Consider the following 15,214-nt stretch of genomic DNA (forward strand, 5'->3'; position numbering starts at 1 on the left):
CTTCGGGGGTGGCTACTCCAGGCCGAGGAGCTGCTCCAGCACCGCCGCGACGCCGTCCTGCTCGTTGCTCACGGTGTGCAGCGGCACTGCCGCCAGCACCTGCGGGTGCGCGTTGGCGACGGCGTACGCGGTGCCGGCCCAGGCCAGCATCTCCAGGTCGTTCGGCATGTCGCCGAAGGCCACCACCTCGCTCCGGTCGATCCCGCGCCCGGCGCACCAGCGGGCCAGCGTGCTGGCCTTGGTGACGCCGGGCGCGCTGATCTCCAGCAGCGGGATCGACGCGGAGCGGGTGATCTCGGCCAGATGCCCGGCCGCGTCCCGGGCCTCGGCGAGGAACTTGTCCGGCTCGAGGTCCGGGTGCTTGGCCAGCAGCTTGAACAGGCCCCGGACCGGCCCGCCGGCTCCCAGCAGCTCCTCCGCCGTCCCGACCTCGAGCTCCACCGCGTCGCCCCACATCGGCACCGCGTACCCGGCCTCGCGCGCCCAGCCGCCCGGGTACTCGAAGGCGAACGCGGTGCCCGGCAGCTTGGCCCGCAGCGCCTCGACCACCGCCAGGGTGGTCTCCACCGGCAGCGGGAAGGTCTCCAGCAGCTCGCCGCGCCGCACGTCCACCACCGCGCCGCCGTTCGAGCAGATCGCCACCCCGTGGCCGCCGATGTGCGGGCTCACCTGCTGCATCCAGCGCGGCGGCCGCCCGGTCACGAACACCACCTGCACCCCGGCCGCCTCGGCCGCCGCCAGGGCCGCGGCGGTGCGGTCGGTGACGGTGCCACCGGAGCAGAGCAGGGTGCCGTCCAGGTCGGTGGCGACGAGTCGGGGCGCGGTACGGGGTTCGGTCACCGGTCCATCTTCGCCCATCGGCGCGGACGGGTCACCGGCCCGTGCCCGCGGCCGCCGCCCGCCCCGACCGTGATCAAGCCCTTCATGCGCCGTTTCCGGCCGATCCGCCCGCCCCCGGGGTGCCCGTCCGGCCACGGCGGGCATGACTGCCCACGGCCACCCCGTCGGCAGGAAGAGCCATGCCCACACGCCAGCTCCGCGACCAGCCGCCCCCGACCGCCCGCCCCGACGCCCGCGACCCGCGGGCCCCCGACGCCTCGCGGGCCCCCGACGCCTCGCGCGACCCGGTCCTGCTCGGCGACGTCCTCTTCCACACCCTCGCCGAACTCGCCCGCCGCACCTCGGCCCCGTCCCTGCCCGCCCAGCGCACCCGCCCGCACCCGTAGCGCCGTACCGCGCCGATTCCCGTGTTCACCGGGTCTCCACCGCGCGCACGCTCCGCCGCCTCACCGCTGTGGCGCGGCTGTGACAGCCGAGGCATGGAGCTGTGGATCTCCGCCCGATACAACTGGTGTGGAAGGTTTACGAATACGAGCGACACGGATACGGCAGGGAAGCCCTGCCCTGGGGGGAAACACACATGCGCACCGCAGCACGCCTGATCGCCACCGCCGCCGTTGCCCTGACCGCCGGCCTCGCGCTGACCGCCTGCGACGGGCCCGGCGCCGGTTCGGAGGCGGCGGGCTCCGCGCCCTCGGCGGCCGGCTCCGCGCCCTCGGTGGCGGGCTCCGCGCCCTCGGCGCCGGCCCCGGTCGCGTCCGGAAAGACGGCCGGGGCGAGTTCGGGCGCCGGCGCGACCCCGGGCGCGGGGAGTTCGACGACGGCCGGCGGGGCCGGCGGTTCCGGCGGTTCCGGCACCGCCGCGGGCTCCAAGAGCTGCACCGCCGCCGACGTGAAGCTCAGCGTGACCGGCCCCACGGCCCACGCCTCCGAGCAGCAGCCCGCCACGGCGATCATCCGTGCGGTCAACACCTCCGGGCGCAGCTGCACCCTCAGCGGCTTCCCCGGCGTCCAACTCGCCGACGACCAGGGCAAGTCCTCCCCGATCGACGCCGTGCGTCACGACGGCGGCCCGAACACCCCGGTGACGCTCGCTCCGGGAGCCCAGGCCACCGCGGATCTGCTCTACAGCGACGTGAACGGCCAGGCCACCGCCTCCGGCCGTTACGTGTGTGCGGTGACCGGCTCCAAGGTCTCGATCATCCTGCCGAACACCACCCAGCAGGTGCAGGTGGCCGTGACCGGCGGCGTCGACAACGGCACCCTCAGCGTCTGCGGCGACCTCAACGTCGACCCCTTCGCGAGCGGCCGGGGCTGACCGGGGTGCCGAGCGCGCCCGTGGGTGGACACCACGGACCCGCTCGCCCTCCGTCGTTCCGGCGGACCGAGGCCCGGGGGAACCCGGGCGGGTGAGCGGCTTCGATGTTCGGGCCCCGCTCCGCCCGCCGGCGCGGGCGGAGCGGGGCCGCCGTTCAGGAGTTGAGGCGGTTCAGTGCCGCGGTGACGATGCCCTCGACGTAGGCCGGGGCGTCGGTGGGCCGGCCGGTGAGCTCGACGACGGCGACCCTGGTGCCGCTGCGCAGGACGGCGGCCCCGCCGCTGACGGTGCCGTCGCCGTTGTAGGCCAGGTACCAGCGGGCGGTGCCGCCGGTGACGGTCAGGGTGTGGGCCGCGCCGTAGTACCAGTGGCCGGCGGGCTCGTCCTGGCACTCCTGGACGAGCGCGACGAGCTGGTTCTCCCAGGTGGCGGCCGCGGTCCCGGTGGGGTCGCTCGCGGCCGACTCGGTCAGTCGGCCGGGGGTGTCGAAGGTCCAGGCCACGGAGGCGTACCCGGTGGCCGTGCCCTTGGTCAGGTCGCGCATCGTCTCCTCGCCGGTGCACGCGGACAGCCCCTCGCGTCCGGCCAGCGAAACGGTCGCGGCGACCGGGTTCAGGCCCTGCCGGAAGTCCTCGCTCTGGACGAGGGCGGCGGAGCCGAGTCCGGGCGCGGCGACCGCGACCGCGGCCGGGTGGGCGGGCTTGTGCGCGGCCCCGTCGGCGGTGGCCGACTGGGTGCCGACGACGCTGACCGTGATCAGTGCGGCGGCGAAGCAGGCCGCGGCGGCGACCCGGTTGCGGCGAACGGACTTCTGGTGGACGGGCTGGTTCTCGGTCATCTGGTCCCCCTGCTGGTCGGGACGCCTGCTGCGTCCTCGTACAACCGGGGAGATGCCGCCGGAGAAGGGAAAGTTGGAGTCCCGACCGGCTGTTTCACAGCTGTGACAGAGCGGTCCTGACCACGCGGTCCATCGCGGCCGTCCCCAGGCAGGCGTGGACCTCCAGCACCGCGTAGTGGTTGCCGCTGCGCAGCACGGCGATGCCGCCGCAGGGCTCCTTGCCCTCGGGCGCCGTACCGGTGGTGTTGAGGTCTCCTTGGTAGCTGCCCATCCAGCTCGCGGTGACGTCCGGGGCGAGCCGCACCGTCGTGGTCCTTCCGTAGACCCAGTGCCCTGGCGTCGCCTCCTGGCAGGGCACCTCCTCCAGCAGCAGGCGGTCGGCGGCGTTCTGCGCCAGGGAAGGGCTCCGGGCCTCGGCGGCGACCTCGCGGGCGACCTGGTCGGCGATGCCGGCGGCGGTCCACGTGGGGTCGTCCGGGGAGGTACGGGTGCTGGTCATCAGTCCGCGGAAGTGGGCACCGGGCCCGCCCAGGGTCTGCGTGAGGGTCTTCTCGCCGGAGCAGGCCGCGTTGGCGTAGGCCCCGTCGCCGAACCGGTCGGTGACGTGGATCCGCCCGGGGTCGACGTCCGGGCCGAACGCCGCCGGTCCCAGCAGGTTCGCGGTCGTCACCGGCCCGGTCGCACCGGTCGGCGAGGCGGGGCCGGAGCCGGCGGCCGAGGACTCGGGCGTCGGGACGGACGTGCCGGGCGTCGGGAGGGCGGACGCGCCCTGGGACGCCCCGCCGGGCGGCGGTGGCAGGACGAAGCGGCCGGTCGCCAGCCCGAGCGCGGCGGCTGCCACCAGGGCGGCGACGGCGGACCGGGGCCGGACGGCGACGTGGCCGCCGCCCGCCGCGGGACCGTCGTTCACAGACCGGTGGCCAGGCGCTCGCGCATGAAGCGGCGGGCCTGGTGGATACGGTCCTTGACCGTGCCCAACGGAACGTCCAGCTCCTCGGCCACCTGGACGTAGGTCAGGTCGCCCAGGTCGCGCAGCACGAAGGCCTCCACCAGGGTGGGGTGCCGCCGCTCCAGCGCGGCCAGCGCCTCCATCACATCGAGCCGAGTCCCGGCGATGACGCTGGTGGTGCGCGGGTCGACGGACTCGGGGAGGTCGGCGTGGCTGTCCTCGGCGCGCCGGCGCATCGAGCGGTAGGTGGACCGGGCGGCGTTCGAGGCGATGACCGTCACCCAGCCCAGGAAGGAGCCGTGGCCGCCGTACTCGTCCAGGTGCGTGCTGATGGACAGCAGCGCGTCCTGCGCGGCCTCCTCCGCGTCGGCGTGGTGGGGCAGGAAGCGGGAGCAGCGGCGCAGCACCACCGGCCGCAGCTTGGCCAGCAGGTACTCCCTCGACCCCGGCTCCCCCGCCTGAGCAGCCGCCACGAGCCGTTCCAGCCCGCCTTCCTCGAACACCCGGATCCCCCCGTTCCGTCCCGCCCGGCATCCCGTCCGTCGAACGGGAGTTCCGCGCTCTCCCCGACTCCGGCAGAATGCTGCCACATGCGCAAGCTCGGCCGTTACCTCCTCCTGGAGCGGCTCGGAGCCGGCTCCTTCGCGACGGTCTGGAAGGCCTACGATCCGGAGCTCGACACCGAGGTCGCGGTGAAGGTGCTGGCCGAGAACTGGGCCGCCAACGCCGATGTGCGCGAGCGGTTCCTGGCGGAGGCGCGGCTGCTGCGCCGGATCGCCAGCCCGCGGGTGGTCCGGGTGCACGACGTCGGGGTGCAGGAGGACCGGCCCTACTTCGTCATGGACTACGTGCGCGGCGGCACCCTGGCGGACCGGGTCGGGCAGTGCGACCCGCAGGAGGCGCTGCGGCTGGCCGCGGAGGCTGGCCACGCGGTCCAGGTCCTGCACGAGGCGGGCGTGGTGCACCGCGACGTCAAGCCGTCCAACCTGCTGCTCGCCACCGGCCCCGCGCCCGCCGCGGTGCTGGTGGCGGACCTGGGCAGCGCGAAGAACCTGGCCGACGCGTCCGGGCTGACGGTGACCACGGGCACGCCCGCGTACATGGCACCGGAACAGGTCTTCCAGACCGGCGGGGTCGACGGGAGAGCCGACGTGTACGCGTTGGCCGTCGTGGCCTACGAACTGCTGACCGGGCAGAAGCCGTTCGGCCCGGGCGGACGCGCCACAGCCCTGATGACCGACCGGCCGACCGCCTCGACGCTGCCGGCGCTCCCGGCCGGAGCGGAGCTCCCGCCGAACGTCGCCCTGTTGCTGCGGAGCGCGATGTCCGTCGAGCCGGCGGACCGACCGCCGACCGCCCAGGCCTTCGCAGAGGCGCTGCTGGCTCCGGTCCAGCGGTCCCGGCCCCCGGAAGGCCCCGGGTGGCTGACCCCGCGGGCCGTCTGCCTGGCGTCGGGCACGGTGTTCGCGGTGACGACCCTGCTGAGCTGGCTGCGGCGTTGAATCCGCGTCGACGCTGACGACGGTCCGCTGCCGTAGGGACGGCGGCTGCCTGCACCACCGAGCGGCGTACATCTACGGTTCCTGGGCGGCCCGCCATAGTGGCGTGCCCGGACCGGTCCCAGCAGACGTCGACGTCCTGGTCGTAGGACGCCCGGATCCGGACGAGCTCTTCGATCTCGCTGAACGCGCCTCCCGAGAGCTGCGCCGGGAGGTCAACGTCCACCGTGTCACTCCGGAGGCATGGGCATCACCGAGTGACGAACCCTTCCTGACCTCGGTCCGCGAGCGACCGCTGGTCCACCTGCGACTGCGTGAGGAGAACGGCGAATGAGCCGCTGGGAGCAGGGCCGAACCGTCGTCGACGACTTGATCCACCGTCGGGAGGTCGAGAGGGTGCCGGCCTCGTCGGAGCACGCGGAGGCAGAACTCGCCCAGGCCCGGCAACATCTGGCCTCCGCGAAGATGCTCCTCGACACCGATCCGGTCGGTGCGTACAGCCTCGCCTACGACGCCGCACGCAAGGCGCTTGCGGCGGTCCTGGCGAACCAGGGACTTCGCGCCACGAGCAGGGGCGGCCACGTCGCGGTCTACGAGACGGTGAAGGCACAGTTGGACCCGCCACTCGGAAGCACCCCGCGACCGTTCAGCCGTATGCGGGTCCGCTGGAACGAGAGCGAATACCGATCTGCCGAAGCTCCGCCAGTCACCCCCGAGGAAGTCAGGGGAGATCTGCCGAAAGCACAGGCGATCATCGATCTGGCGGAGAAGGCGATGCCACACATGAGCCGCTACTGATCGCTGAAGGGCGGCCGCGGTCACGGGTGATGGGGCCGGCGCGGTACGCGCTGCGCCCTGGTGAACTTCTGTCGTCGGTCGCCCGCCGCGAGTTCGCTGAGGCGCTCGCCGATCACGGAGACGCCTGGGCGCGGTTCCTGCGCGTAGTACCGGGGTTTGCGTCGGCGCAGCAGAGCCTCGCCGTGCTCGGCCCAGGTGAATCCGGGCTTCCGCAGCAGCTTCCGGAACACCTCGTCGACTGTCTCCGGGTGGGCGGCGGCCAGCCGGCGGATCGGCAGTGGCGCGATCGACTCCTCGCGCAGGTACACGCGTAGCAGGTCCTGGTGCTGCTTGCGGCCCGGGAGGGTCGGGTCGGCGAAGAGATCCCGCAGCATTCCGTAGTCCGGGTAGAAGTTGAGCCCGTCGACCTCGTCGTAGATGACGCCTACCGTGTCCGATTCCGCGAGGCCTTGCGGTAGTTCGAAGGCCGGGAAGTCCAGGCCGGGGAGCCGCCTGCCCCGGGCCCGGTCGGGGTGCTCGGCGACGGCGGCCTCCTGCCGGTGCCGGTAGTAGGAGTTGAGCCGTTCCTCGACTTCGGCAGGGGTAAGGACCAGTTCGTCGCTGCCGCAGAACGCGATGAACGCGGCCCGGTCCTCCCGCATCGACTCCCATCCCTGCTCGATCTTCTCGGGGTTGCGGAAGACCAGTTCGGGTTGGGTGGTGGCCAGGTGGAGCGCCGCTCGGGCGATCTCGGTGGCGGTGGACTTCGGGTAGGACGACATCGCCCCGGAGATCAGCCACGCCCCGTCGGCCGAGTGGACGGGCACCACGCAGGCGAGGAGGAAGCCTCCCTTGGACACGCCGCGGAAGGCCGCCCGCCCGACGTTCGAGTACGTGCGGTACTCCAGGTCGTCGACCAGGTTCAGCAGGACGACGGCGTCCCCGTCCTTGTTCCGGACCTCGAAGATGCCCTCGACCGGGTCACGCCAGCCGAGCAGCATCGTCCGGTCGGCCTCGGTCAGGTCCCGCCGCCCCGCGACGAACCGGTCCACCACGGTCGAGCCGTCCGGCAGGTGGTACCGGAGGATGAAGTGGTCGATGATCCGGATGGCTTCAGCCTCGTCCAACTGCCGTTCGGGGCCTGCCGCCTCCAGCAGCAGGGGAGTCAGCCACCGGTCGAACCGCGCGCTCTGCGCGAACTCGACCAGTTCGCCTTTCAGTTCGGCACAGCGTTCGATCAGGCCTCGCAACGGGGCCTCCTCGTGCTCGTCGTAGGTGTCGACCGTCGTCTCATCGACCAGCGCGGCGAGATCTCGCCTGCTCAGCGTGCCCATGGCGCCACGCTAGCCGACCTGCCACACAGCGCCTCGCGAGCGGTCCGAGGTTCCGCCGACTTGGCGCGTATCGTCACTGCATGCGCTTGAGTACCGTTATCCTCCCCGTCCACCGGTGGAGCGAAGGGCAGAAGATCTGGCGGCGGGCCGAGGAGCTCGGCTTCCAGGCCGCGTACACCTACGACCACCTGAGCTGGCGCTCCTTCCAGGACGAGCCGTGGTTCGGCTCGCTGCCGACGCTGACGGCGGCGGCCTGCGCCACCGAGCGGCTGCGCCTCGGCACGCTGGTCACCTCAGTCAATCCTTTTTCACCCATCACGCACTGACCTGCGGAAACGCAGCATGGTTGGAGGGTGAGCGGTGTTTTTCAGAGTCACGGCCGCGTGAACGTCGTGGTTCGTCCCCGATAACGGTGCGTCCGAGTAGGCAACGCTTGATCGAGGATGCGGTGCTGGACGTCGCGGAGTTCGTAGGTTCACACCTCCTCGGCCTGTGGCTGGCTGGTGCGGTCCTGTGTTCGCCTGGTTCTGTCGGCCCCCTCCCGTACCGTGGGAACGGCATCGACGAGTGGGAGGGGCTTCCGTGACTGAGGTAAGACTCGAGGACCTGCTCAAGGACCTCGACCAGAAGGCGAAGGACGAGTTCGCGTCCACCCCAGAAGTGGTGGACAAGGGGGACAACCTCGATGTGTCGGCACTGCCGATCACGGCGAGGAAGTGGCACAAGGTAACCGACGCGGTCGCCGTGGTCGCGGACTTGAAGGGCTCGACCAAGTTGGGCACTGCAAAATGGGCTGCGAGTACGGCCAGTATCTACGAGGCCAGCACCGGCGGCGTCGTAAGGATCTTCGACGAGTTCGAGGCCAACTTCCTGGCGATTCAGGGGGACGGCGCGTTCGCACTCTTCTGGGGGGACCTCCGATACGAGCGTGCGCTGGCCGCCGGGATCACCGTCAAGACGTTCAGCGTCGACTTGGTGGAACGTCTTGAAGCTCGGTGGCCGAACGACCCCCAACTGCCCAGCACCGGATACAAGGTCGGCGTCGCCTCCAGCCGTCTCCTCGTCAAGCGGGTCGGTACGCCCCGCAACCTCAACCAGCAGGAGCCGGTTTGGGCGGGCAAGGCTGTCAACTACGCAGCCAAGGCGGCGCAGTCGGTCGATCGACACCTCATGGCCGTCACTGGCAGCGTATGGGACCGGGTCGAGAAGAATGACTACCTGGCTTACACCTGCCCTTGCGGCGAGGGACCGTCTGACACCCTCTGGGGAGACCACGCCATCGATCGACTTCCTGACGGAGACCCAGAGGCTCAAGGGCGCGTACTGTCCTCCACTTGGTGCGCCACCCACGGGGAGGAATATTGCGCGGCCGTTCTGCGTGGCGAGAGGAAGCGCGACGACGTCGATCATCTGAAACGAGCGGCCTTGTCGGCTCAGATGCGTGAGGCGATCTGGGTGAAGGCGCAGCAGGAACGTCACGCGCTGCGAGCGCGACGTGCTGGGTTGTCTTCGTGATGCTGAGCGGGCGAGACCCAGCTTCACATCTGCTGCACCTCTCAGGAGCCGGCTTGTAGCTGCAACTGCACGGCGGGACGCGTCTGGCCGCCGAACGTCGCAGCTGGGGCAACAACTATGTGCAGTTTGCCTGGCGCCAGGCCTCCATCGCACTATCAACCACGTCTGCGGTATAGCACTCGCGATTACGGTCATACTGGCAGAAGCCTTGATTGTCCGCGTTAAGGTTGAAGTGGAAATCCTCAGACAGTACGAGCGGCGGAATAAATGGCTGGCCCCCATGATTGGCGAGCTTCGCCGCTTCGTTGACCACGTCACCCATATAGACGACATCGTTGATGCCGCTGCCGTTGTATCCCGCCTTCACCATGAGAGCCCGGCCGTAGGACATGCCGACCCCGATCTTGATCGGAGTGCCATAGCCAGCCTTCACCATATAGTGGTTCATGAGCTTGACCATCGAGTTGGCCTTGTATCCCATCGCGAATACCGCGTCGATGTTGGGCTTCGACGGCGTGTTCACAACCGCCCAGGCTGCGTCTCCTGCGATGTTGATCTCGCGAGTGAACGGGCTGTCGTTGAATATGGCAACAAGCTCGGAGAGGTACGCGCGGTAGATCCGGGCCAGGCGCGGTCGCTTGTATTGGCCGGGAAGCCGGGAAGAGCTACGGATATCGACAAAGATCGCCGAGCAGTTGGCGTAGAAGCCGTTCGTGAAGGTTAGCTTGTCCCGATTCGGAAGCGCGATCGCCTCCTCGTAGCTGTTCTGGGCGCTGGTCAGGTAATCCTTGATCCGGCTGGCGCTCGCAATGTGGTCATACGGCTTGTAGTTGCTGTCCAAGTCTCTCTCCAGGGCTAGTCGAGGACACGAAGGATGGCGGTCACGGAAAGAAGGAGGAGTGCCAGCAGGAGCAAGCGAATTGCCCGGCCGCCCCACATGTACTTGTCGTGGGCCACTTTGGAGTTCGCCCAACTTTGGGCGGCAATTTCGGCAACGAGGGCCTCCATGTCCTTGGTCAGAGCAACCAGAGAGACGGCGTAGGAGTCGCTGGCAGCATGGCCGCGCGCGATGTGGTGGAAGTAGAGGAGGCTGGTGGGATCTTCCTTCATCTTCAGCCGAGGCCAGAGCACCATCCCAGTGCAGAGGCCAGCCATCAGGACGGTCAGCCCGCACAGGGCCGCGCTGGTGATCAGCCAGGCCGACGGTTCCGCCACGTCCTTGATGAGGTTGAAGAGCAATCCGCCCGTGACCCCGGTGGCTGCGAGAGTGGCTCCAGCCTTGGTCTCAGCGTGTTTGATCCAATCTATGACCAGGCCCAGCGCCTTCCAGGCGTGGTCAGGATTCGGCGGCTGCTCCGGCCCAGGTGTCGAGGATGCTTCAGTCACCCCGCCATCTTCCACCGCGCCACCGACAATGGTCCGGGGAATACCTGGAGTGCCCCTCGGGTAGGGCTTTGCGAGGGCTCGAACGCCTTCGCCGAGAGACGAAGCGCGTCTACAACCACAGCCGTGAGGCGTTCGGAGGGCCTCAATCTCCGTCGCACGAGCAGTGTTGGTGACCTTGCACAACGTCACCAACACTGCTCGTTGCGCCTTCCAGGGCATACCAGGTGCCGAGGACGCGTCGGCTATCACTCAACCCAGCTGGGCCAGGCCCTCGGTGGCGATCCGCTCGAAGACCGCGAGGTCGTTCTCGAAGATCGAGTCCGGCACCGGCCAGTGAATCACCAACTCGGTGATCCCCAGCTCCCGGTACTTGCCGGCCCAGTCGACGAAGGCGTCCACCGACTCCAGCGGCTTCTCCGCCGTCGACCCCTGGAGCAGCACCTTCTCCAGCGCCGCCACGTCCCGGCCGGTCGCCTCGCAGGCCGCCGTCAGCTTCTCGATCTGCGCGGCGATCACCGCGGGCGCCTGCTCCACCGGCACGTCCGCCGGCCCGCGCGGGTCGCCGTACGTCACCCAGCCCTGGCCGTACTCGGCGGCCAGCTTCAGCCCGCGCGGACCGGTCGCCGCCACGTAGAACGGCACCCGGGGCGTCTGCACGCAGCCCGGGATGTTCCGAGCCTCGACCGCCGAGTAGTACGTGCCCTCGCGCGTCGTCGCGTCGTTCCTCAGCAACTCGTCCAGCAGCGGCAGGAACTCCCCGAACCTGTCCGCCCGCTCCTTCGGCGACCACGCCTCCTGCCCCATCGCCGTCGCGTCGAACCCCGTCCCGCCAGCCCCGATGCCTAGGGTGACGCGACCGCCGGACACGTCGTCCAGAGTGATCAACTCCTTTGCGAGCGTCACGGGGTGGCGGAAGTTTGGCGACGTTACGAGTGTTCCCAAGCGAAGCCGCTCGGTGGCCGTTGCCGCTGCCGTCAGCGTCGGGACCGACCCGAACCACGGCTCGTCTCGGAAGGACCGCCAGGAGAGGTGGTCGTAGGTGTACGCGGCGTGGAACCCGAGGTCCTCGGCCCGTCGCCAGATCTTCTGTCCCTCGCTCCATCGGTGGATAGGGAGGATCACTGTGCTGAGACGCATGTCCTCGACCTTAACCGGATGGATGGCACCCCGTTCTCCTCAGTCGCGGGGCTGGGCCGAGCGACGAGCGACGAGACCGGCATCATCCGGTTCCATTTCGACCAGCTCCATGTAGCTGTACGTCTTGAACCCTTCGCTCTGCGGCAGCGCCTCATCTACATTCAGGCGGCCGTCGTCGATCGCTTCAAGCGTGCGGACATCTGCACGCCACCGAGCATGTGCGCCGTCCCTGCGAACCAGCATGATCACCTCACGAGCGTCGCAACGCCCGTTGTCGCAGTAGACCTCGACTCGACCCTGGTCACCGTCAAGGTCACCCGTCGAGAGGATCGCCGTCTGCGCCCCGCAGAAGAGACACTGCACCTTCTTCTGCCCCGAGGGCTGCTGCTCGGCCTGTGCGCGGCGAAGCCACGGAGTCGTACCGGTGTCCCATCCAAGTTCCATACTGGTCAGCGTATTTGCACCCAGTGCGGGACGATGCTCGTTTCCCTGATCTGGCTCTGGGGCCAGACAGCGGTGCGGTCGCCAGCCGTCCGTGACCAACCTCCGTCCCGCCAAGGTGCACTCCGCCCGAAGGGTGAATCTGGCCAGAGTTGACTCGCCGCCGGGTCCAGAATTTCGTCCATGGCCAAAGCTCCTGCACCGCCCGGCGTCCTCTACACCAAGGGCATCCCCAACCGTGTTCACATGCCCGCACAGATGGCGGCCGAGGTAGCGCGACTGCTGACCACCTCCAACGGGTTTCCGACGGCGTCAGATGCTGCGGTTGCCGCCAGGCACGCCGAGGTGCTGCGCGGACTCCTCCAGCCCCGGTGCGGATACGGATACGAGTACCGCGGGCGACGCTCAACGGCGATCGACGGCTGCATGGTCGATGTGGCCGAACCCGGGATGAAGTGCGAGGAACACGGCACCTGGCCACGTCTGGACGGGCGCGATCCCGACCCGCAGCGATGCCAGGGCGTGCCACTGCTCGGGAAGGGCACCCTGACGTGGGTGTCACCGGCGGTCCCGGTGCGCGTCTGGGGTCGTACAGTGACCCCGCCAGAGGCAGGCGTCCACCAGTCCACCCGGTGTCCCTACCCGCGCCGCGACGGTAGCCCGGTGTGCGCGCTGCACGACCCACGCCCGGACGATCTCTGCGGGTTCGTGGAGTCGACCAACGCCGAGCCATGCACGGAGGTCGTCGCCTACTACGGATGCCGCGAACACACCTGGAAGACCTTCTCGAAGCGGCAGGAGGAGATCAGACTCTCGGTGCCATGCCCGCTGCCGTCCTGCCAAGCGCCGGCGGGCGAGTCCTGTCGGTCCTGTCGGCGGTCGCTGAACCTGGACCCCTTTCGGGTCGGTCAATCCTGACCCCGTTTGACTTGTTTGCCGGTTTCTAGGCCGCTGTGGTTGGTGGGGTGCGGCCGATGTCGCGGTCCTTGAGACGGTAGGAGTCTCCCTTCAAGGAGAGCACGTCGGCGTGGTGGACGAGACGGTCGATCATGGCGGCGGCGACGGTGTCGTCGCCGAAGGTCTCTCCCCAGCGGCCGAAGGCCTTGTTGCTGGTCACGATCACGGAGGCGCGTTCGTAGCGGCCGGAGATCAGCTGGAAGAACAGGTTCGCGGCCTCCGGTTCGAAGGGGATGTAGCCGACCTCATCGATGATCAGGACGGGGATCCGGGCAAGCTTGGCGAGTTCGTCCTGGAGCTTGCCGGTGGTGTGGGCTTCGGCCAGGCGGTCGACCCACTGGGCGGCGGTGGCGAAGGCGACCCGGTGGCCGGCCTGGCAGGCCCGGATGCCCAGCGCGATGGCCAGGTGGGTCTTGCCGGTGCCGGGCGGGCCGAGGAAGACCACGTTCTCCTTGGCGGTGACGAAGTCCAGGGTGCCCAGGTGCATGACGGCCTCGCGCTTGAGACCGCGCAGGTGGGCGAAGTCGAACTCCTCCAGGGACTTGCGGGCGGGGAAGCGAGCGGCGCGGATGCGGCCCTCGCCGCCGTGGCTCTCGCGGGCGGCGACCTCGCGCTGCAGGCAAGCGGCCAGATACTCCTGGTGGGTCCAGGACTCGGCGGTGGCTCGTTCGGCCAGTCGATCGGCCGCGTCCAGCAGGTTCGGGGCCTTCAACGCCCGTGTCAGGAAGGCCAGTTCGGCTCTCATGTCGCGGGCGGAGGGCTTGGCCTGGGCGGTGCGTTGGGCGGTCATGGTTCACCCCTCCGCTCCGGCGCCGCCCTCGATCAGGCGGAACACCCGGTCGTAGGAGGGAAGTTCGCGTTCTTCGACTTCCACCGCCGCAGCCGCGGTGCCATGGGCCAGCGCGAGCCGGTGGCTCTCGCGCATCAGCGCGGCCTCGTCGGCGTGGGCGGGGTCGGTCAAGCTCTGGTGACGGGCCCAGCAGCGGGCGTGGTCGGCGACGAGGCGGCCGTCGAGGTAGGCCCGCACCGTCTCGGTGTCCGCCTCGACGCGCACGATCCGGCCGATCGCGGACGGATGGATCGAGTAGTCGCAGGTGTCCAGGCGGATGTAGTGGTCCCGTCCGAGCCGCACCGAGGTCTGCCACCAGCGCGGCGGCGCGGTCGGCGGCAGCGGCAGCATCGCGGCCCGGTCCGCCTCCCACCGCTCGGCCGGGCGCGCGTCCAGTGTCCGGTGGATGCGCCGGTTGGCGATCTCCAGCCACGCGGTCAGCTGGGCGTTGAAGTCCGCCGGGGAGGCGAAGACCCTGCCGGGCAGGAACGAGGTCTCGAGATAGCCGTTCGCGCGCTCGACCAGGCCCTTGGCCTCCGGGTCGCGAGGCCGGCAGAGGACCACCTTGCAGGCCAACAGCCCGGCGAGTGCGGCGAACTCCGTGCTCAGCACCGCCTTGCCCTCGCGCCGGCGGCCGACCGCCGGCTCGTTGTCCCAGACCAGCGCTTTGGGCACCGCGTTCCAGCCGGACAGCAGGTCCCAGTGCCCGGCGACCAGGTCGGCGGCCTGCCTCGTGGGGATCATCCGCGCGGTGATCACCCGCGAGTAACCCGACACCATGACCAGCACCGGTGGCCGACCGGTCTGCCCGAACCCCAGCGGGATGTCCACCGGCGGGAACCACAGGTCGCACTGGGCCAGCTCGCCGGGCCGGTACGTGGTCCTGGACACCGGATCCGCCGGGAGATAGACCGGCCGCAGCTCGGCCACCCGCCGCTTGAGCACCGACAACGACCGCTCCCAGCCGATCCGCTCGGCGATCACAGTGGCCGGCATCCGCGGGAACTCGGCCAGCAGCTCGCGGATCGCCGGCTCCACCGGGTCCACGATCGAGCCCTTCGGCGCCCGCCGGTACTTCGGCGGATCGTCACTGGCCACAGCCCGCCGCACCGTATTGCGCGCGATCCCCAGATGCCGCGCGATCCCCTTGATCGACATGCCCTCCGAGCGATGGAGCCGCCGGATCTCCGCCCAGTCCTCCACGCCAATCACCTCTTCCTCCTGACTCCCCATGGAGCCAGCCTGATCACCCGATCACGGAAGGGGTCACTTTTCATCGACCGTTAGAGGGTCACGGTTGGGGTTCTGGATCACTTTCCGTGCCAGAGCCACAGAGCGTCACCACAACCGCGATCATGAACGGTCGTGGCTGACGACCTCCTCCAAGACCTCTG

17 protein-coding genes and 1 pseudogene are annotated in these 15,214 nt (G+C 69.8%); 7 read left to right on the forward strand and 11 right to left on the reverse strand.

Annotated features, from left to right (window positions below; genetic code table 11):
* Positions 1 to 12: 12 nt before the first annotated feature.
* Positions 13 to 858, reverse strand: coding sequence for an HAD family hydrolase (locus ACIQ87_RS22135; protein ID WP_402409325.1), 846 nt, complete (start codon positions 856 to 858; stop codon positions 13 to 15).
* Between the two features lie 161 nt (positions 859 to 1,019).
* Between ACIQ87_RS22135 and ACIQ87_RS22140 the strand changes: the two genes are divergently transcribed.
* On the forward strand, positions 1,020 to 1,226 hold the full coding sequence (locus ACIQ87_RS22140; protein WP_402409328.1) for a hypothetical protein: 207 nt from the start codon (positions 1,020 to 1,022) through the stop codon (positions 1,224 to 1,226).
* Between the two features lie 194 nt (positions 1,227 to 1,420).
* Positions 1,421 to 2,158, forward strand: a complete 738-nt coding sequence (locus ACIQ87_RS22145) for a DUF4232 domain-containing protein (protein WP_402409329.1) — start codon at positions 1,421 to 1,423, stop codon at positions 2,156 to 2,158.
* A 154-nt stretch (positions 2,159 to 2,312) separates the two neighbouring features.
* Here the strand turns inward: ACIQ87_RS22145 and ACIQ87_RS22150 are convergent, their stop codons facing one another.
* From ACIQ87_RS22150 to ACIQ87_RS22160, 3 genes are all read right to left on the reverse strand, one after another.
* Entirely contained in the window at positions 2,313 to 2,996 is a 684-nt protein-coding gene (locus ACIQ87_RS22150; RefSeq protein ID WP_402409332.1) for a hypothetical protein, read from the reverse strand.
* Between the two features lie 94 nt (positions 2,997 to 3,090).
* Positions 3,091 to 3,906, reverse strand: coding sequence for a hypothetical protein (locus ACIQ87_RS22155; RefSeq protein WP_402409334.1), 816 nt, complete (start codon positions 3,904 to 3,906; stop codon positions 3,091 to 3,093).
* Positions 3,903 to 4,418, reverse strand: a complete 516-nt coding sequence (locus tag ACIQ87_RS22160) for an RNA polymerase sigma factor (protein ID WP_402409337.1) — start codon at positions 4,416 to 4,418, stop codon at positions 3,903 to 3,905. Before ACIQ87_RS22160 ends, ACIQ87_RS22155 begins: the two co-directional genes overlap by 4 nt.
* 117 nt (positions 4,419 to 4,535) lie before the next feature.
* Here ACIQ87_RS22160 and ACIQ87_RS22165 point away from each other — a divergent pair, with 117 nt between their 5' ends.
* Together ACIQ87_RS22165 and ACIQ87_RS22170 are read left to right on the forward strand one after the other, a co-directional pair.
* Positions 4,536 to 5,447, forward strand: coding sequence for a serine/threonine-protein kinase (locus tag ACIQ87_RS22165; protein ID WP_402409340.1), 912 nt, complete (start codon positions 4,536 to 4,538; stop codon positions 5,445 to 5,447).
* Positions 5,448 to 5,774: 327 nt separating this feature from the next.
* Positions 5,775 to 6,242, forward strand: a complete 468-nt coding sequence (locus ACIQ87_RS22170) for a hypothetical protein (RefSeq protein ID WP_402409343.1) — start codon at positions 5,775 to 5,777, stop codon at positions 6,240 to 6,242.
* A gap of 20 nt (positions 6,243 to 6,262) precedes the next feature.
* Here the strand turns inward: ACIQ87_RS22170 and ACIQ87_RS22175 are convergent, their stop codons facing one another.
* Positions 6,263 to 7,555, reverse strand: coding sequence for a hypothetical protein (locus ACIQ87_RS22175; RefSeq protein ID WP_402409346.1), 1,293 nt, complete (start codon positions 7,553 to 7,555; stop codon positions 6,263 to 6,265).
* Between the two features lie 80 nt (positions 7,556 to 7,635).
* On the opposite strand from ACIQ87_RS22175, the pseudogene ACIQ87_RS22180 reads away from it, so the two are divergent.
* Positions 7,636 to 7,875: pseudogene (locus ACIQ87_RS22180) on the forward strand (LLM class flavin-dependent oxidoreductase); the annotation flags it as partial.
* 262 nt (positions 7,876 to 8,137) lie between these two features.
* Positions 8,138 to 9,070 (forward strand): hypothetical protein, encoded by a 933-nt coding sequence (locus ACIQ87_RS22185; protein ID WP_402409349.1) that lies wholly within the window; start codon positions 8,138 to 8,140, stop codon positions 9,068 to 9,070.
* 115 nt (positions 9,071 to 9,185) lie between these two features.
* On the opposite strand, the gene ACIQ87_RS22190 is transcribed toward ACIQ87_RS22185, so the two are convergent.
* The 4 genes from ACIQ87_RS22190 to ACIQ87_RS22205 form a co-directional block, all read right to left on the reverse strand.
* Positions 9,186 to 9,911 carry a hypothetical protein gene (locus tag ACIQ87_RS22190; protein ID WP_402409352.1) on the reverse strand — a complete coding sequence of 242 codons (726 nt, stop codon included), beginning with the start codon at positions 9,909 to 9,911 and terminating at the stop codon, positions 9,186 to 9,188.
* A 14-nt stretch (positions 9,912 to 9,925) separates the two neighbouring features.
* The gene (locus ACIQ87_RS22195; RefSeq protein WP_402409355.1) at positions 9,926 to 10,456 is read right to left on the reverse strand and encodes a Pycsar system effector family protein; all 531 of its coding nucleotides are present in this window, start codon (positions 10,454 to 10,456) and stop codon (positions 9,926 to 9,928) included.
* 249 nt (positions 10,457 to 10,705) lie between these two features.
* Positions 10,706 to 11,593: an LLM class flavin-dependent oxidoreductase gene (locus ACIQ87_RS22200; RefSeq protein WP_402409358.1), complete on the reverse strand. Its 888-nt coding sequence runs from the start codon at positions 11,591 to 11,593 to the stop codon at positions 10,706 to 10,708.
* Positions 11,594 to 11,632: 39 nt separating this feature from the next.
* Positions 11,633 to 12,037, reverse strand: coding sequence for a hypothetical protein (locus ACIQ87_RS22205; protein WP_402409361.1), 405 nt, complete (start codon positions 12,035 to 12,037; stop codon positions 11,633 to 11,635).
* 180 nt (positions 12,038 to 12,217) lie between these two features.
* Here ACIQ87_RS22205 and ACIQ87_RS22210 point away from each other — a divergent pair, with 180 nt between their 5' ends.
* A complete protein-coding gene (locus ACIQ87_RS22210) occupies positions 12,218 to 12,952 on the forward strand; it encodes a hypothetical protein (RefSeq protein ID WP_402409363.1) in 735 nt (244 codons plus the stop codon).
* A gap of 25 nt (positions 12,953 to 12,977) precedes the next feature.
* Here the strand turns inward: ACIQ87_RS22210 and istB are convergent, their stop codons facing one another.
* Both istB and istA read right to left on the reverse strand, forming a co-directional pair.
* Positions 12,978 to 13,781 (reverse strand): IS21-like element helper ATPase IstB, encoded by an 804-nt coding sequence (istB, locus tag ACIQ87_RS22215; RefSeq protein ID WP_402409366.1) that lies wholly within the window; start codon positions 13,779 to 13,781, stop codon positions 12,978 to 12,980.
* 3 nt (positions 13,782 to 13,784) lie between these two features.
* On the reverse strand, positions 13,785 to 15,032 hold the full coding sequence (istA, locus tag ACIQ87_RS22220) for an IS21 family transposase (protein WP_402409369.1): 1,248 nt from the start codon (positions 15,030 to 15,032) through the stop codon (positions 13,785 to 13,787).
* Between the last annotated feature and the right edge of the window lie 182 nt (positions 15,033 to 15,214).

The organism is Kitasatospora sp. NPDC096204, assembly GCF_044763205.1.
Taxonomy (GTDB): domain Bacteria; phylum Actinomycetota; class Actinomycetes; order Streptomycetales; family Streptomycetaceae; genus Kitasatospora.